Raw genomic sequence first — 17,210 nt, 5'->3', positions numbered from 1 at the left:
GTGTTCTTAGCAGCCGGGCTACCCTGTTTTGGCCGCTTTTTCCGCGCTATTAATCCTTTCCGGCTACCAAGAAGCCCAGCTTACCCAACCCCTTATGAGCAACGAACTGAAACAGGATTTTGAGACGGCTACCATAAAGCATCTGCTTTTCAAATCGAAGCTGCGCTCTTTCCTGCATGGTTCCAACACGAATGAGGCCCCTATCCGGGACCCGGAAGTATGCCTGCTGGGCCAGTGGATCCGAAATCATGGTTTACCGGTGTACGGGCAGCTGCGCGAAACACAGGAGCTGGACCGCCAGCATCGGCTGGTGCATCAGGTAGCCAACCGCTTAATGGATTTAAAGCTGGCCGGCCACCCCGAGGAGGCCTTGGCCGGTTTTGCTGAAATTGAAGTGGTTTCGGAGAAAATCGTGCTGCTGCTCCAAACCATGCAGCAAAAGTTGCGTAACGGCGCCTAATTCAGGCCGGGCTCCGGGAGCCTGTTGTTCGCCCTTGCATGAAATTAAACCTCGCCACCAAGCTCTTTGCTGGTTTTCTGGCCATTCTGATCTTGTTTGCGGCCGTAGTGGCTGTTAACTATCAGCTTTCCCGCAAGGTGCTGCGCAACCTGGAGCGCGTAGAACAGTCCCAGCGCATTACCTCCGATGCCACCTCCCTGGTGCGCAATATTGTGGATATGGAATCCGGGTTCTACGGATTTATGCTGGTGGGCAATGAAACCATCCTCACCCCATACTACCAGAGCGAGCGGAAGCTGATTGACCGGTTTTCGCACATGAAGGAGCTGCTGGACCCCGCCGGCCCGCAGTACGCCCGCATTCAGCGCGCCGAGCGCCTCTACCACCAATGGTCAGACTACTCGCACCTGCTGATCAGCGAGAAGCGGGCCATCCTGCGCAAAACGCCTGACCAAACCGGCCTCACTCAAGTAGAGCACCGGGGGCTGATGGAGAATCTTTCGGGCAAGAAAATCACCGATGAAATCCGCACCCTGTTCCGCGGCTTTGAGCTGAACGAGGACGAAGCCCGCCTTGAGCTGCGCGAAAAGCTGGCCGAAAGCGTGAACCAGACGCGCCTGCTCTCCATCATTATTACCCTGCTGGCCTTTATTCTGGGCCTGCTCTGGGCCACCTACATCACCCGCCTCATTGCGCGGCGCATTTCCTCCATGGTGTCCCTGGCCACGCGCATTGCCGGCGGCGACTATACCACCCGCATCATGGACACGGAGCATGATGAGATGAGCGAGTTGGCTTCCTCGCTCAACGTCATGTCCAACACCATCAACACCACCGTTACCCAGCTGGAAGGCCGCAACCTGGAGCTCGATCAGTTTGCCTACGTGGTATCGCACGACCTGAAAGCGCCGCTGCGGGGCATTGAAAGCGCCACCCGCTGGATAGAAGAAGATATGGGTCAGGCACTGCCCGCGCACATTCAGGAGTTTCTGCTGCTGATGCGCACCCGGGTGCACCGCATGGAAAACCTCATCAGCGGCATTCTGGAGTTGGCCCGCGTGGGCCGCACCCCCCAGGCCGAGGAGCGCGTGAACGTGCGCGAGCTGCTGACCGAAACCATGGACATGCTCAGCGCACCGGAAGGATTTCAGCTGAAGCTGCCGGCTTATCTGCCCACTATTACCACTTCCCGGGTGGAGCTGCAGCAAGTGTTTGCCAACTTGCTCAGCAACGCGTTTAAGTACCACCACCAGCCGGAGCAAGGCACCGTCAGCATACGCTTCAGCGAAGACCGCCGCTTTTATACGTTCACGGTAAAAGACAACGGACCGGGTATTGCGGCGGCCTACCATGAGCGCATTTTCGTCATCTTCCAGACCCTGACGGAGCGCGACACGCTGGAGAGCACCGGCGTGGGCCTGGCCATTGTAAAAAAGCTGGTAGAGCGCCAGGGCGGCACCATCCGGATAGAGTCGGAAGAAGGTCAGGGAGCGGCCTTTACGTTTACCTGGCCCAAGCCGCACGCCCTGGCACCGGAACCAGCCGCCGGCCTGGCTTCAGCCATTCTTTCCCGCTAGCCGTATAGTCGTCGAAATCAATGTTCCCACCCCGCTCTTTTGCGCCTTCTTTCGCTATGTCAACATTTGCCACTGAGCCCAGTATTCTGCTAGTTGAAGACGACCAAATGGATATCATGAATGTGCAGCGGGAGCTGCGCAAACATGCCGTTGACGTACCATTGCACATAGCCCGCAATGGCCGCGAAGCCCTAAACCAGCTGCGGGGCGAAAACGGGCAGGAAAAGATTAACAAGCCCAGCGTGGTCATGCTCGACATTAACATGCCCAAGCTGAATGGCCTGGAGCTGCTGGAAATTCTGCGCTCCGACCCTGAGTTTGTGGGCCTGAATGTGTTTATCATGACTACCTCCGACCTGGAAACCGACCGCCTCAAAGCCCGGGAGCTGGCCGTGAGCGGCTACATCATCAAGCCCCTCAGCTTTGATAAGTTTGGCGAAGGCGGCTCCACCGTAGATGGCTTCAGCCTGTTCCTGGACCTGCTGCAGCTAAAGGAGAAACGGTAGTTGCCAGTTGCCCATACAGCAGTTATTTATAGTCTGACTAAAGCCAATAAAAAAGCCTTTCCTGAACAGGAGAGGCTTTTTTATTGACTAACTCCGGAAACTCACAGCAGCCGGAAACCCATGCGGTGGTGCTCCGTGGGGCCATATTCCCGGATAGCCGCCCGGTGTTTGGGGGTTGGGTAGCCTGCGTTCTGCTCCCAGCCATACTGCGGATACTGCTCCGCCAGCTGCTGCATCCGCTCGTCGCGGAAGGTTTTGGCCAGCACCGAAGCCGCGGCAATGCTCTGAAAGGTAGCATCGCCGCCAATGTGCAGGCTGTGCTCAATGCCAAAGTAGGGGCGGAATCGGTTGCCATCTACCAGCAAATGCGCAGGCGTGATGCCTAGCAAGTCTACGGCGCGGTGCATAGCCAGGTAGCTGGCCTGCGCAATATTGATGCTCGCAATTTCTTCCGGGGAGGCTTCGGCCACGGCCCAGGCCACGGCGTGCTGGCATATTTCGGTGCGGGCGTGCTCCCGGCGCCGGGCCGTCATCTGCTTGGAGTCGTTGAGGTAGGCGCAGCTAAAATCAGGCGGCAGAATAACGGCGGCGGCAAACACCGGCCCGGCCAGGCAACCCCGGCCGGCTTCGTCCAGCCCGGCTTCGAGGGGGTGACCCGTATGAGTTACTAGTAGCATGGCCGGCAAAGGTAGCCATGAAAAAGCCTCCCTAGGCTGTTGGAACCCGGGGAGGCTTTCTGATTTTAAGTTGAAAAGGAATGCCGATTAATGTCGGCCGGCAGTGCTCCCGATTTCATCGGTGCCGGGCTCGCCCCGGCGGTTGCCTTGCTTGTCACGGGGGCCTTCATCGAGGGCCTCGTCTTCATCGGTGGTAATGTATTCGTTGGTGGTGGGGCCCAGCCCCCGTTTTGTTCCGACAGCGCAGCTTCTACCTGCGCATGCTTAAGGTTGAAGAGTGGGTCGCCTGGTTCAGGTGCTGCCGGCTTTTTAGAATGATTGGCCATAGGTGCAGAAAAAGCGGCCGGAATGTGGACGGCCAGCCGTTATCTTGGTACGGCAACGCCCGCCGGGAGGTTAGCCTACTGCTGAGCTTTACGGGCTGGGTCAGAAGGCACAAATCGGCCTAAAAAACCGCCTGTCAAGGCTCTGAGGCAGAAAACCGCCTGTTCTTCGGCCATAATTATGTTATGCCTTCGGGCAAGGGTAGTGCGTGCCCCAATCCTGCCGTACCTTTGCAGGGTTGGCACTTCCTATACGTACTATGCATCCCTCCTCCTCTCCTGCTCCCGACGAAACGCACAACCCCTGGCAAGTACTGTCTTCCGAAGTTGTATACCAGAACCCCTGGATTCGGGTGCGCGAAGACCAGGTGATTAACCCCGGCGGCAGCCCCAGCATTTATGGTGTAGTATCCATGAAAAACAAAGCCCTGGGCATAGTACCGGTTGATGCCGAGGGCAACACCTGGCTGGTAGGCCAGTTTCGCTACCCCCTGAATGAGTACAGTTGGGAAATTCCGATGGGCGGCGGCCCGGTAGAAGAAGATATTCTCCTCTCGGCCCAGCGGGAGCTGCAGGAGGAAACCGGCTTCACGGCCGCCCGCTGGACGTGCATTGCCCGGCTGCACACTTCCAACTCCGTTACGGATGAGGAAGGCTTCGTGTACCTGGCCGAAGACCTCACGCCCGGCGCCGTGGCTCCCGAAGAAACCGAAGTACTGCACCTGTGGAAGCTCCCCCTGGCCGAAGCTGTAGAAATGGTGATGAACGACCGGATTACCGATGCTATCAGTGTGGCCGGCCTGCTAAAAGCCGAACGATTTTTACGAAGCCGGGCGTAGTCGCCGGCAACTATTTCCAGGCCGGTTGCGGTTTAGCTTCCGTCGGTATTTTTATGTAAGCCCTTCGTTTTCTCAGCGTATGCGTCATCTATTGCGTTTTCTCGCTCATCGGATCTACACTACCTGGAGTACTTTCTGGTTTGTACTTCCGTTTGTGGTCACGTATCCGGTCATGTGGGTGCTGGGAAAGCGCCCGGCCTGGTACCGGCACCTGCATAGCTTCAACCGGGGCTGGTCTATCTTCTCCCTGCGGATGTGGGGCATGCCGGTGGAAGTAGTGCGCGAAAACCCGTTGCCCGCTTCGCAGCCCTGCGTGTACGTGGCCAACCATAGCTCTTACATTGATATCCCGGTGCTGTTCAAAGCCATTCCGGGCTTCCTGAATATTATGGGCAAAAGCGGCCTGGCCAAAGTACCCTTGTGGGGGCCGCTGTTTGGGCGGGTGTACATCACCGTAAACCGGGAAAGTGCCGTCAGCCGGGCCCGCTCCATTATTCAGGCCCGCAAAAGCCTGGAGGCGGGGCGCTCCGTGGTTATTTTTCCCGAAGGCACTATCTCCAAAAAACCCGGCGAGGAAATGCTGCCTTTCAAAAACGGCGCCTTTCAACTGGCCATTGCGGCTGGGGTGCCCATTGTGCCGGTTTCGATGCCGCTGAACCACCGCTTCCTGCCCGATCTGGACGGAAAGCTGCGGGTGCGCTACTCACCCTTGCGCATTACCTTGCACACGCCTATTCATACTACCGGCCTTACTGCCGCCGATGCTCCGGCTCTGGCGCAACAGGCTTATCAGGCTATTGCCAGCGGTTTTCTACCCGAGGCCGCCGGTATTCCGGAGCCTTCTTCCCTGCGCGCGCCTAAGCCTGCGGCCGCCGTTCCGGCCCCGCTGCCGGAGCCTGTAGGGTCCGATGCGGAGTTAAGTCTGCACAAATCGTAATTTTGCCTCTCCCTAACGCCATTCTGTTGTGAGTACCGACCTTGCTACCCTCCGCCAAATAGCCCACCTCTCCCGCCTGGAGCTTACTCCCGACAAAGAGCAGCAGATGCTGGGCGACCTGAACAAAATCCTGGATTGGGTAGACCAGCTCCGCCAACTCGACACTACTTCCGTAGAGCCTCTCATTCATTTGTCGCACGAGATAAACGTGCTACGGCCGGATGAGGCAGTAAACAGCGTATCCCACGCGGAGGGTTTGCGCAATGCGCCCCGGAAAGATTCTGATTACTTCCGCGTACCGAAAGTACTCGAGTAATTGGCGTCTACTCCTGTAATTCCTTCGTTGGTGAAGCCCGTTGCCTGGTGGCAGCGCGCCACGCTGTGGCCTTTGCTCCTGCTGGTAGCAGCGGTGGCAGTGGCGGCACTCTGGCAATACGCCACCGGCGCCGATGCCACCATTCCTCTGGCTACCGTAGCGCAGCTTACGGACGTACCCACCACCATAGCGCAGGTTCCGGTGGGCCTGCATACGCTGCCGGTGCGCGCCAATGGCTACCTGCTTACCGAAACGTTTAATAGCACGGGCCCCGTTATTCGCCCCTGGCTGGCGCTGGGTTGGGTAGTGATTCTGGGCCTATGCCTTACCTATTGGGTGGCCGTGGTAAGCACGCTGGCCCGCCCGGCCTTTATTGCCGGCATGGCCTTGGTCATCTTCCTGCTGATGTCGCTCAACGCCGATTTACTGGGCGTTTTCAACAGTCAGGAGCAATATTTTCTGATGCTGAGCCTGGCTTTGTTAGGCGGCACCGCGTATGCGCTGCACTCTTTCTGGCCCGGGGTTTCGCTGGGCCGCCGGCTGCTGCTGTTTGGGCTGCTGATTGGTGGACTCGGGCTCCTACTCTTTCTCGGCAGCCCCGCTCCCGCCGAGCAAACGGCTCTGCATCTGGCCAGCTATGGCACGCAGGCGGGCACGGCGGCTTTGGTGCTGCTGGTGCTGTGGGTCAGCATCGAAAACATTCGAGGCTTGCTTTGGCTGAACACGCAGGCAGAAAACCCGGGCAGCCGCTTTGGCTTGCTGCCTTTCGTGCTGACGAGTGCATTGTATCTAGGCTTGCTGGCGCTCTACTTCTTTTCTGATGGAGCAGTTGAAGTCCTGCCCGGCATGCATGTGGAGCCGTTTATCTTTCTGCTAACGGCCATCGTTATTGGAGCCTTTGGCCTACGTCAGCGCGCGGCCAGCTATGGCGGTACGGTAGCCTTCTGGCCCGGAGCGGCGCACCTGTACGGCACGCTGGTGGCTTTTGCCCTGGCTTCGCTGGGCTATGCCTTTGGCACCGCCAACGACCCGTTGCTTACCGCAGCCCGCAACTTTACGGTGCTGGTTTTCCTGCTGCTGGGCGCGGTATTTCTGCTGTATGTGCTGCTGAATTTTGCGCCGCTAATCCGGCAGCGGTTGCGGGTATACCGGGTAGTTTTTGAGCCCCGCCGCTTTCCATTGTACGCTGCCTTTATTATTGGACTAGGCGCCTTAGCCGGGGTGCTGATTCGGAATAACATGTTTTTGTATTACCAGGCCCAAGCCGGCTACTACAATAACCTGGGCGACCTCACCCGCTACCAGAGCGAGCTTCAGCCTACGGCCGATGCGCTGGCGCTGCTGGCCGAGCGCTACTACGCCGAGAGCGACGCGCTGGACCGTTTCAATCATAAAGCCAGCCTGGGCCGCGCCGCGTTGTATCATGTTCGTGGGCAGCGCCAGAATGAGATAAATGCCTTACGCCGGGCCCTTGTCCGGGCTGCCTCGGAGAAGATTTCCCTGCGGCTGTCGGCGCTGTTCGATCAGCCCAAGGATTTCTTTGACCGCCAGCGTATTCTGCAGGAAGCCCTGCACAGCACCCCCGGCAGCGCCCGCCTCGCCAACGACCTGGCCCAACTGTACACCCGCTCCTCCCTCACCGATTCGGTTACTTTTTACCAGCAGCGCGCAGCCAAACTGGACGCCCACAATGCCGTGATAAAGAGCAACCAGTTGGCCTTCCTCATCAAGCAGCAGCAATGGCCCGCTGCCGATTCCCTCACCCGCCAGTCTGCGGCCCCTACTTCCGATACCTGGCAAAGCAACGCGCTGCTCCTGGCAGCCCTACGTAATCCGCAAACGGCCACCCTGCAGGGCGCGCCCAACGATACAGTATTAGCCTTACCTGCTTTCACCCGCCTGTACCACGAAGGACTGCTGCGCGCCACCCGCCGCGATACTACGCTGCTGCCGGCTTTCGCTAATCTGCTGAAATACGCCGGCAACGATGCCTATGTGGAGCAGCTGATTTTCCTCCGGGCCCTGACGCAGTACTACGGAGGCCATTTAGTGGCCGCCCAAAACACGCTGCTGCCGCTTACCACCGCCCAGAGCCCCAGCGCCGCCTACTACCAGCACCTGTTGGGTTTATGGCTGCTGGAGCAGGGAGCAGTGGCCACCGCGGCCAGCTATTTATCACAGGCGCAGCAGCTGGGTCAGCAGGATGCCGCGCTGGTCCAGGCATACGCCCTGGCACTGGCCGGCAAGCCCGATTCTGCCCGCCAAGCGGCTGCAGTAGCCGTGGCTACCGCCGATAAGCCTGCCGCAGCGCAAGCCCTGCAGCTCCTTCCCTTGCTACGGGCTTCTTACGCGGACGTTGTAGCAGCTTCTACCCCGGATTCTGCGAAGGTGATGTATCTGGCGCTGCTTGGGGCAGGGCTTACCCCGGCGCAGCGCGGCCTGCTTTTCCAGTCCATTAATACTGCCGCGCTCCAGCCTGCCGGCGCATTGGCTCAGGCCCAGGCTGCTTTGCGGGCCCGCCAGCCTACTGAGGTGGCTGCCCTGCTGAAGGCTTATGCACCTGCCATTGGCATGCGCACTGCCAGCGCCTCCCGCTGGAACGTGCTGCGCGGGCGCTATGCTTTGCTTACCGGCCAAACAGATGTGCTCCGGCAGCTGTTATCCCAGGCATACTTTGCGGTGCCGGAGCAGGCTTACCGGTTGTATTTCCGGGCGGCTACGGCCTCCTCACCGGCGCAGGCCAGCCGTTTGTACCAACAGCTTATGCAGCAGGCGCCTTACCTGGAAGAAGCCACGCTGGCGGCCGCCCGGCACTTTCAGGAGCAGCACCAACCCCAACAGGCTTACAATATGCTGTTGCGGGGGCTGGAGTATAATCCGGAGTCCGTACCGGTGTTAAAGGCCTATATTTTGGCCGCGTTAGATTCCGGCCTGCCGGACTATACCACCGAGCCGCTGGCCAAGCTCAAGGCATTGCTTTCACCCGCAGAATATATTACCTTTCATACACAGTATAACCATCGGCGGGGTGCCCCTACACCTGCCCCTGCCCCCTGGCGCTAGCCCCTTTGCGTATGTTGACTCCAGTTATCGAAACGCACGACATATCGAAGGTGTACCAGATGGGCACCGAGCGTATTCATGCCCTTCGCTCCATCACCATTACCATTCAGCGAGGCGAGTACGTGGCCTTCATGGGCCCCTCGGGCTCAGGTAAGTCTACCCTCATGAATATCATTGGCTGCCTGGATACGCCTACCAGCGGCCAGTATATCCTCAATGGGAAAGACGTGAGCCACATGAGCGACAACCAGCTGGCGGAGGTACGCAACAAGGAAATCGGGTTTGTCTTTCAAACCTTCAATCTGCTGCCCCGCGCTACTGCGCTCGATAATGTTGCGCTACCGCTGATTTATGCGGGCTATAGCAAATCAGAGCGGCAGGAGAAGGCTATGGATACGTTGCGCAGCGTAGGGCTGGAAAGCCGGGCCAAGCACCGTCCCAACGAGCTTTCCGGGGGCCAGCGCCAGCGCGTGGCCATTGCCCGGGCCCTGGTAAATGACCCCAGCATTATTCTGGCCGACGAACCCACCGGTAACCTCGACAGCAAGACCAGCTACGAAATTATGGAGCTGTTTGAGGCGCTATACGTGAAGGGCAATACCATTATTATGGTAACGCACGAGGAAGATATTGCGCACTACGCGCACCGGGTGGTGCGCCTGCGCGACGGCTTGGTGGAGAGCGACCTGCCTAACCTCAACGTTACCTCCCATCATCATCTGTCCACGCAATAGTTAGCTGGTTGATTTACTGGCGGTAGCACCTTTCTTCTTTCATTGCTGCAACCAGAAGAATAGTGGCCTGTTATTAGGCACCTACCTTTTCCCTCTGCATGAAAATATATACCAAGACCGGCGACCAGGGCCTAACTTCTTTGATCGGCGGTACCCGGGTGCCCAAATCCAGTCTGCGTATTGAGTGCTACGGCACAGTGGATGAGGTAAACTCCTATATAGGGCTGGTGCGCGACCAGGAAGTAAATGCCGCACGCCGCGACCTGCTGAAAGAAATTCAGGACCGCCTGTTCACTATTGGCTCCTCCCTGGCCTCCGACCCAGACAAATCCCGGATGAAAATTCCGGACCTGCGCCCCGAAGATGTTGCGCTGCTGGAGCAGGAAATGGACCGCATGAATGAGGCCCTGCCGGAGTTGCGCGAGTTTATTCTGCCCGGCGGCCACCAGGCAGTTTCCTTTGCTCACGTGGCCCGCTGCGTATGCCGCCGGGCCGAGCGCCTAGTAGTAGCCTTGCGCGAAGATGCTTTCGTGGCCGACCTGGTGGCTATCTACCTCAACCGCCTTTCCGATTATCTGTTCGTGCTCAGCCGGGTCATGGCCCAGGAGCTGAACGCCGAAGAAGTCACTTGGAAACCCCGCCTGTGACATCTTTCGTTAGATGACCTATTCCCCACCCACTCGTATTTACCACCATTTGTATGCTGGACACCCTCACCATCCGGACGCAGCGCACATCTGCCTCGCGTCTGCCGGAGCTGGACCTCAACCACCTGGAGTTCGGCAAAGTATTCTCCGACCATATGTTTGTGGTTGATTTCCGCGACGGTGAGTGGCAGGAGCCGCAAATTGTGCCTTACGGCGACATGACCGTTAGCCCCGCCAACTCGGCGCTGCACTACGGGCAGTCCATTTTTGAGGGCATGAAAGCCTACAAAAACGAGCAGGGTGACATAGCTCTCTTTCGCCCCACCGACAACCTGCACCGCCTGAACGCTTCAGCGGAGCGCATGTGCATGCCTACCCTGCCCGAGGAGCTGTTTATGCAGGGCCTCACGCAGCTTATTCGCCTCGATGCCGGCTGGGTGCCCAATGTTGCGGGCATGTCGCTCTACATCCGCCCCTACATGTTTGCCACTGATGGCATGCTGGGTGTGCGCCCCTCCGACACCTACCGCTTCATGATTATCACCTGCCCGGTAGCCGCTTTTTATAACAAGCCGCTGCGGGTTCGTTTTGAAGAGAAATACGTGCGCTCTGCGGAAGGTGGGGCGGGCTTCGCTAAAAATGCAGGCAACTACGGTGCCGCCATGTACCCCACCAAGCTGGCGCAGCAGGAAGGCTACAACCAGCTCATCTGGACGGATGCCTCCGAGCACCGCTACGTAGAGGAATCGGGTACCATGAACGCCATGTTCGTAATTGATGGCCGCCTGATTACCCCCGCCCTGAGCAGCTCTATTCTGGATGGCATTACCCGACGCAGCGTGCTGCAGCTGGCCCACGACTGGGATATGCCGGTTGAGGAACGCAAAGTATCGGCTAAAGAAATTCTCGAGGCTCATGCTAATGGCATGCTGGAGGAAGCGTTTGGGGTAGGCACGGCCGCCACCATTGCGCCCATCAGCGTTATTGGTCAGCACGGCCAGGATTATACCCTGCCAGCTACTTCGGAGGCTTCCTTCTCCAAGCGGGTAGCCGCTGAGCTGGATGCCATTCGCACCGGCGCCGCCCCCGATACCCACGGCTGGATGGTGCAGGTATAACTCTGCTTCCCTCCTTCCTATAGCTTTAACGCCCGCAGCTGGCTTTTGCCGGTTGCGGGCGTTGTGGTTTACTACCTTTGCCCAACACATTACTCATTTTACTCCATGACCAACGACCAGGTGAAGGAATTGAAGGGCCGCGCTGAGGCCCTGAGGAGGTATCTTTGACTACGATGCCCGCAAAGAGCAGGTAGCCGAAATAGAAAAGCTCACCACGGCACCCAATTTCTGGGACGACTCCAAAAAAGCCGAAGCCACCCTGAGAGAGCTGAAGTCCATTAAAGTATGGACCGATGAGTTTGAGGCCGTGACCAAAGCCGTAGATGACGTAGAAGTGCTCTACGAGTTCCATCGGGAAGGCGACGTCTCAGAGGAAGAAATGCAGCGTGAGTTTAAAGCGGCGGAAAAGGCCGTGGAGGACCTGGAATTCAAGCGCATGCTTTCCGATGAGGAAGACCAGCTCTCAGCCATCGTGGAGATAAACCCCGGTGCTGGTGGCACCGAAAGCCAGGACTGGGCCGAGATGCTCATGCGCATGTACATCATGTGGGGCGAGAAACACGGCTTTACCATACGGCAGGTAAGCTACCAGCCTGGCGAAGGTGCCGGTATCAAGTCTGCTTCCCTGGAAATAGACGGGGACTTTGCCTATGGCTATCTGAAAAGCGAAATTGGCGTGCACCGCCTCGTGCGCATGTCGCCCTTTGATAGCAGCGGGCGGCGCCATACTTCCTTTGCCTCCGTGTTTGCCTACCCTGTAGTGGATGATACCATCAACATTCAGGTTAACCCAGCCGATATTACCTGGGATACTTACCGCGCCGGTGGCGCTGGTGGCCAGAATGTAAACAAGGTGGAAACCGCCGTGCGACTTACCCACGCTCCGTCCGGCATCATCATAGCCGTGCAGATTGAGCGCAGCCAGCTCATGAACAAGGAGCACGCCATCCGGATGCTGAAGTCCCGCCTCTACCAGATTGAGATAGACAAGCGTAACGCCGAGCGCGACAAGGTAGAAGCCGGCAAAAAACGAATTGACTTCGGCTCTCAGATCCGCAACTACGTGCTACATCCTTACAAGCTTATTAAGGACCTCCGCACCGGTATAGAGCGCACCGATGTGCAGGCCGTGCTGGATGGTGACCTGGATGAGTTTATTAAAGGGTTTCTGATGCAGAGTTAATACACAAACCGAATTTTCACCTTCCTATAAGGACACAAAAAAGAGGCTGCCAATATTGGCAGCCTCTTTTAATTAGTTAGCTAAGATTAGAACTTATCCCAGAAAACGGCAGTGCTTGGTTCATCGCCACCGATGGCAGCTTTAGCAGCATTGTAGTTTGCTGTGTTCAGGTTCTGCTCTGGAATTGGGTACGTATACCGTTTTGGCATAGCATCCAATACGGCGTTGTTTGCAGTGGCCAGTTTTGGCTCATCCAAACGACGTACTTCTTTCCAGTTTTCAACAGGCTGACCATACAACGCAATCCACTTCTGGAAACCGATTGATTTTTTGTAATCAGCCGGGTTGTAAGGATGCGCTGCTAAGTAAACCAATGCATCAGCTTCTGAATTGCCCCATTCTTTAATGGAAGCAACTACACCTTTGCCATAGTGCTCGGCAGCAGTACCACCAACAGCAAAGCCACGCGCAGCAGCTTCAGCTAAGAGAAACTCTACTTCGGCGTACGACATCAGCACACCAGGGAAGGTAGGCTCACGCAGTTTGTCACTAGGCAGGGAATAAGAGAAGCTGTGTGCATCACCTGCAACACCACCTTTATAAGTATCCTCCGTGCCTTTTACTGGATTGAAGTAATCATCACGACGTGGGTCGCCTTGCAAAGCATCAAGGAAAACTTGCGTAGCGATGAAGTCGGTACGACCACTGAACACCAGATCTTCCCACAGGGGGTTAGTGTTCGGCGTAGTAGCATCGAAAGTCAGATCAGCATTGTCATCATTCGAAGTAAATACACCGGGAGCGGCAGCGGCAGCCATTGTACCAGCCTGAGATGGATCTACGTCTGAAATCGTCAAGGCCAAGCGAAGCTTCAGCGAGTTTGCGAATTTCTTCCAGGCCGCAACGTCGCCATCGTAGATCAAATCACCGGAGGCAAAACCGGCTTCTGCTTCATTGAACATGCCAATAGCTTTGTCCAAGCGCTTGATAATGTCATCATAGATGGCTTTATCATCCGTGTAAGCAGGACGTGGCTTATTGAAATCAAGTGCTTCTTCGTATGGAACATCACCAAAGTTGTCCACCAGAACAGCCCACGTGTATACTTCCAGTACCTCAATAGCTGCGAGTTGGTTAGCTTTTTCAGCTTCCCCGATGAGGGGGTCAGCGCTAATAAGCTTTTTACCTTCCTGCAGGTCACGAAGTACATCACGGTACAGCGTGTTCCAGAAACCGTTATTGATCTGACGCGTTACAAAATCGTAACGGCTTTCGTCAGGATACGTGGTTTCAGCAAACTGCTGTACCCATAAACGGAAGGGGTTAACGTTAACGTTAGTGCTAACCATGGCCCGCGTCAAGCTACGCTCTGCGCTCGATACCAGCGTGACGCCGGGTACCAAAGTAGCTCTTTTGGGGTTCGAATTATAATCGTCATCTAGGCCCCCTACGCAAGACGCGGTAAGCATCAGTGCCGGAATCCCTAACCAGAGAAGTTTTTTCATGAGTAATTACAGATTAGAAACGGAACCGAATGTTTGCACCTACCGAACGGGTGGTAGGGTAAGCACCACTCGAATAGCCTTGGCCAACGTTGCCGGAGCTCAAAGACTCTTCTGGGTCAGCATCTGGCAGGTTCTTGTGAATGATCCACAAGTTACGGCCTATCAGCGACAGATCGATGCCTTTGAAAGCTGCAACTTTAGCAACCAGAGCTGAAGGCAAAGAATACGTCAGAGCTACTTCACGCAGCTTCACGAAGCTTGCATCATAAACGAAACCAGCCGTGGGCTGACGAACGTAGCCATATAGACCGTAGGCATTGTTAGCTGCACGTCTATCGTTTGGTTGTCCGGAAACATCTACGCCGTTGAGGATAGTTCCTTCGTCATATACACCGGGCTGAATGATACCGCCTGAGGTAGAAGCATAAGTACCATCGGCGTTACGAACGATTGGATCACGCGAAGGATTACCCAATTCGTTGGTGCCGGCAGTTTCAGGCGTCATACCCGTAGCAAGGCCATAATAGCGGTCCAGTGAGAATACGCTACCACCTTTACGAACGTCAACCAGTGCAGTCAGCGACAAGCCTTTGTAGCTTACTGTGTTGGTTACACCACCAAACCAGTCAGGAGAAGGGTTGCCGATTTCAGCATTGGCACCTGTACGCTTGTAGTATGGGCTAGGAGCATTAGTAGCGGTCTTGGCCATTACTTTGTTGCCATTGGCATCATACACATAGTCCGTACCACGGAACGTGCCGAAAGGACGACCTACAGTAGCGTTCGAGGAGATACCACCCTGATAGCTGGCAATAACCAGATTGTCAACACCTTCCGTCAGTGAGATAACCGTGTTCTTGTTCTTAGTGAAGTTGGCGTTTACTGTCCAGTTGAAGTTATCGTTGCGAACCGGGGTAACAAAAGCACTCAGCTCAAGACCTTTGTTCTCAACGTTACCAGCGTTAATAAAGCGCTGAGCATAACCTGTGGCCGAGGAGATAGAAATAGCAATGATCTGGTCAATGGTGTTGGTTTTGTACACCGTTGCATCAAAACCTAAACGGTTCTGCATGAACTGCATTTCCAAACCAGCCTCATAGCTTTTTGTGCGTTCTGGCTTCAGGTCAGGGTTGTTCTTGGTTACTGGGATAGAGAACAGGGCCGTTGAACCGAAGGCGGTAGGCTTGTCATAAGCATCGCGGATTGAGTAGATAGGGGCATCAGCACCTACTTCAGCATAGTTCAAACGAACTTTACCGTAAGACAACCAAGGCGAATCCTTCATCAGCTCCGAAAATACAAAGCTAGTGGCAGCCGAAGGATAGTAATAGGTGTTTTTGCCTTCTGGCAGGGTGCTCGACTTATCGCGACGCCCGGTTAGATCCAAGAACACCAGCTCTTTGTAGCCAAAGGTGGTGCTGGCGAAAAGACCATCTACTGCTCTTCTTTGATCAGACTCAATGGGAGCTTCCATTGGGCTCAGGCTGTTAGACAGCGAGTACAGACGGGGAACAACCAGGCCACCGTTGGTGCTGGCGGAGATAGAGGAGAATCTCTCGCGACGCATGTTGGCACCAATCAAACCACGGAAAGTGAAGTCTTCCGTAAAGTTCTTCGAGAAGTTACCGATCAGGTCGTAGTTAGCTTCGCGGGAAGTACGGTTGAAGCGGGAATAGTTAGAAGGATCTACAGCACCAACGGCGGTGCGCTCTTCCTGCAGTTCGTCATAGGAGTCCAGCGTTACACGGCCCAATACGTTAAACCAGTCGGCAAACTTGTAGGTAGCCGATACGTTACCGAATACGCGGGTACGGTTGTCGGTTTCGTAGTTTTCGTAGCGCGTGAAGTATGGGTTATCCCAGTAGATTGGGCTTACATCAGTTGGACCATAAATGTTCCAAGTAGCGTTGGTCTTGTTGCGGAAGTACTCCTCACGCTGACGCTTCAGGTCAACGTTAGTCTGCCACCACTGACGCATATTGGTCATGATGTTCTTCGAGTCGTAACCCGTGCCATAACGGCCTTTGCCATCAACGCGCGAGAAGTTAACCGAAGCGGAGGTAGTAAGCTTAGGCGAAACATTCAGCGAACCAGCGAAGTTTACAATGTTCTTGCTGATTTTGCTGTTTTCCAGGATACCACGGTCATCAACGCGGTTATAACCCAGTTTGAATGTACCTGCATCGTTACCACCATCTACGCTGATGCTGTTGTTCAGGGTAGAAGCAGTTTGGAAAAATGTATCAGCACCATTTTTACCAGCAACCCATGGAGTAGCTTTGCCAAAGTTAGGCGAGCCAGGGAAGAACGAATCCCACTGATATACCTGCAGGCTTGGATCGAAGCGAGCACCGAACGAAGCATCTTCCGTCGTTGGAGCAACCAGATCAGGAGTACCATCACCATTAACGTCGGTATAACCGAAGAAACCGGATGGATCATCATAATAAGGACCATAACCAGCACCGTACTGGGTCTGGTGCTTGATGAAGGTGCTCTTGTCAATTTTACCAACGGTAGCACCGGTGTTAATCGTAACGCCCAAGCCTTTGCGGCCTTTCTTGGTCGTAATCAGAATTACACCGTTAGAAGCACGCGAACCATACAGAGCAGTAGCAGCCGCCCCTTTGAGTACGCTCATCGAAGCAATATCATCAGGGTTGATGTCAGCTGCTGCGTTACCATAGTCATAACCACCACGGCCAGTAGTCTGGTTACCTGAGTTGGTGTTAGCATTACTAATCGGAACACCATCTACTACAAATAGTGCCTGGTTATTACCACCAATAGACTTGGTACCACGAATGGTAACGTTAGTGGAAGCACCTAAGCCGCTACCCTGACGAATGCTCAAACCAGCTACTTTACCAGAAAGGCTGTTAATGAAGTTGGGGTTACGAGCCTGCGTGATAGAACTACCTTCAACCTGTGTAGCCGCATAAGGCAACGAGTTGCGTGAACGTTCTACACCCAGAGCGGTTACTACTACTTCACCAAGTTGTTTCGTGTCAGGAGCCAAGCTGATATCAATAGTAGAAGCGCTACCAATTGGGCGCTCAATAGAGACATAGCCGATAGAAGAGAACGTCAATACAGTAGCTGAAGCTGGCACCGACAGCGAGTATGTGCCATCAGCGTTGGTTGAAGCTCCAGCAGTGGTTCCCTTAGCCAGAACGGTCACTCCCGGCAGTCCCTCTCCGCTTGTGCGGTCAGTTACTCGTCCAGAAATGGCCCGATCCTGTGCGAAAGCCTGCTGCAACAGGCCTACCATCAACAGGATGGACATGAATAAGATTTTTTTCATGTGCTTTTGATTTGGTGAGTG

Annotated in this window: 14 protein-coding genes; 11 read left to right on the top strand and 3 right to left on the bottom strand. The window is 55.6% G+C overall.

The window, feature by feature from the left end:
- Positions 1-94: 94 nt before the first annotated feature.
- Genes AM218_RS02425 through AM218_RS02415 form a run of 3 tightly spaced genes read left to right on the top strand, consistent with a single transcriptional unit; the run spans position 95 to position 2,543 of the window.
- A complete protein-coding gene (locus tag AM218_RS02425) occupies positions 95-460 on the top strand; it encodes a CZB domain-containing protein (protein WP_157547481.1) in 366 nt (121 codons plus the stop codon).
- Positions 461-498: 38 nt separating this feature from the next.
- Positions 499-2,037, top strand: a complete 1,539-nt coding sequence (locus AM218_RS02420) for a sensor histidine kinase (protein ID WP_054411547.1) — start codon at positions 499-501, stop codon at positions 2,035-2,037.
- 56 nt (positions 2,038-2,093) lie between these two features.
- Positions 2,094-2,543, top strand: coding sequence for a response regulator (locus AM218_RS02415; RefSeq protein ID WP_054415217.1), 450 nt, complete (start codon positions 2,094-2,096; stop codon positions 2,541-2,543).
- Between the two features lie 101 nt (positions 2,544-2,644).
- On the opposite strand, the gene rnhB is transcribed toward AM218_RS02415, so the two are convergent.
- Positions 2,645-3,220 (bottom strand): ribonuclease HII, encoded by a 576-nt coding sequence (gene rnhB, locus AM218_RS02410; protein WP_054415215.1) that lies wholly within the window; start codon positions 3,218-3,220, stop codon positions 2,645-2,647.
- 583 nt (positions 3,221-3,803) lie between these two features.
- Between rnhB and AM218_RS02400 the strand changes: the two genes are divergently transcribed.
- The 8 genes from AM218_RS02400 to prfB all read left to right on the top strand — a co-directional run bounded on the left by AM218_RS02400 (position 3,804) and on the right by prfB (position 12,380).
- Positions 3,804-4,382 carry an NUDIX domain-containing protein gene (locus AM218_RS02400; RefSeq protein ID WP_054411542.1) on the top strand — a complete coding sequence of 193 codons (579 nt, stop codon included), beginning with the start codon at positions 3,804-3,806 and terminating at the stop codon, positions 4,380-4,382.
- A gap of 79 nt (positions 4,383-4,461) precedes the next feature.
- Positions 4,462-5,319 (top strand): lysophospholipid acyltransferase family protein, encoded by an 858-nt coding sequence (locus tag AM218_RS02395; protein ID WP_082318031.1) that lies wholly within the window; start codon positions 4,462-4,464, stop codon positions 5,317-5,319.
- Between the two features lie 28 nt (positions 5,320-5,347).
- Entirely contained in the window at positions 5,348-5,635 is a 288-nt protein-coding gene (gene gatC / locus AM218_RS02390; RefSeq protein ID WP_044514854.1) for an Asp-tRNA(Asn)/Glu-tRNA(Gln) amidotransferase subunit GatC, read from the top strand.
- A complete protein-coding gene (locus AM218_RS02385) occupies positions 5,636-8,698 on the top strand; it encodes a tetratricopeptide repeat protein (RefSeq protein ID WP_157547480.1) in 3,063 nt (1,020 codons plus the stop codon).
- Positions 8,699-8,709: 11 nt separating this feature from the next.
- A complete protein-coding gene (locus AM218_RS02380) occupies positions 8,710-9,432 on the top strand; it encodes an ABC transporter ATP-binding protein (RefSeq protein WP_054411536.1) in 723 nt (240 codons plus the stop codon).
- Between the two features lie 98 nt (positions 9,433-9,530).
- On the top strand, positions 9,531-10,079 hold the full coding sequence (locus tag AM218_RS02375) for a cob(I)yrinic acid a,c-diamide adenosyltransferase (protein ID WP_054411534.1): 549 nt from the start codon (positions 9,531-9,533) through the stop codon (positions 10,077-10,079).
- A 53-nt stretch (positions 10,080-10,132) separates the two neighbouring features.
- Positions 10,133-11,197: a branched-chain amino acid aminotransferase gene (locus AM218_RS02370; RefSeq protein WP_054411532.1), complete on the top strand. Its 1,065-nt coding sequence runs from the start codon at positions 10,133-10,135 to the stop codon at positions 11,195-11,197.
- A 105-nt stretch (positions 11,198-11,302) separates the two neighbouring features.
- Positions 11,303-12,380 (top strand): peptide chain release factor 2 gene (gene prfB / locus AM218_RS02365; protein WP_157547479.1). Its coding sequence is split into 2 segments (ribosomal slippage): positions 11,303-11,362 and positions 11,364-12,380, totalling 1,077 coding nucleotides; the frame shifts between segments, so codons are not numbered across the junction.
- A gap of 86 nt (positions 12,381-12,466) precedes the next feature.
- On the opposite strand, the gene AM218_RS02360 is transcribed toward prfB, so the two are convergent.
- Together AM218_RS02360 and AM218_RS02355 are read right to left on the bottom strand one after the other, a co-directional pair.
- Positions 12,467-13,885 carry a SusD/RagB family nutrient-binding outer membrane lipoprotein gene (locus AM218_RS02360; protein ID WP_054411529.1) on the bottom strand — a complete coding sequence of 473 codons (1,419 nt, stop codon included), beginning with the start codon at positions 13,883-13,885 and terminating at the stop codon, positions 12,467-12,469.
- A gap of 13 nt (positions 13,886-13,898) precedes the next feature.
- The gene (locus AM218_RS02355; protein ID WP_054411527.1) at positions 13,899-17,189 is read right to left on the bottom strand and encodes a SusC/RagA family TonB-linked outer membrane protein; all 3,291 of its coding nucleotides are present in this window, start codon (positions 17,187-17,189) and stop codon (positions 13,899-13,901) included.
- Positions 17,190-17,210 lie beyond the last annotated feature (21 nt).

It is taken from the genome of Hymenobacter sp. DG25A, from assembly GCF_001280305.1.
GTDB lineage: Bacteria > Bacteroidota > Bacteroidia > Cytophagales > Hymenobacteraceae > Hymenobacter.
The sequence above is the reverse complement of the archived record's forward strand: the minus strand, read 5'-3'. Positions and strand labels throughout refer to the sequence as shown.

Bases quoted from the DNA above. Each gene is read 5' to 3' on its own strand.
- AM218_RS02425 (WP_157547481.1), top strand. From the start codon at position 95: ATGAGCAACGAACTGAAACAGGATTTTGAGACGGCTACCATAAAGCAT.
- AM218_RS02420 (WP_054411547.1), top strand. From the start codon at position 499: ATGAAATTAAACCTCGCCACCAAGCTCTTTGCTGGTTTTCTGGCCATT.
- AM218_RS02415 (WP_054415217.1), top strand. From the start codon at position 2,094: ATGTCAACATTTGCCACTGAGCCCAGTATTCTGCTAGTTGAAGACGAC.
- rnhB (WP_054415215.1), bottom strand. From the start codon at position 3,220: ATGCTACTAGTAACTCATACGGGTCACCCCCTCGAAGCCGGGCTGGAC.
- AM218_RS02400 (WP_054411542.1), top strand. From the start codon at position 3,804: ATGCATCCCTCCTCCTCTCCTGCTCCCGACGAAACGCACAACCCCTGG.
- AM218_RS02395 (WP_082318031.1), top strand. From the start codon at position 4,462: ATGCGTCATCTATTGCGTTTTCTCGCTCATCGGATCTACACTACCTGG.
- AM218_RS02380 (WP_054411536.1), top strand. From the start codon at position 8,710: ATGTTGACTCCAGTTATCGAAACGCACGACATATCGAAGGTGTACCAG.
- AM218_RS02375 (WP_054411534.1), top strand. From the start codon at position 9,531: ATGAAAATATATACCAAGACCGGCGACCAGGGCCTAACTTCTTTGATC.
- AM218_RS02370 (WP_054411532.1), top strand. From the start codon at position 10,133: ATGCTGGACACCCTCACCATCCGGACGCAGCGCACATCTGCCTCGCGT.
- AM218_RS02360 (WP_054411529.1), bottom strand. From the start codon at position 13,885: ATGAAAAAACTTCTCTGGTTAGGGATTCCGGCACTGATGCTTACCGCG.
- AM218_RS02355 (WP_054411527.1), bottom strand. From the start codon at position 17,189: ATGAAAAAAATCTTATTCATGTCCATCCTGTTGATGGTAGGCCTGTTG.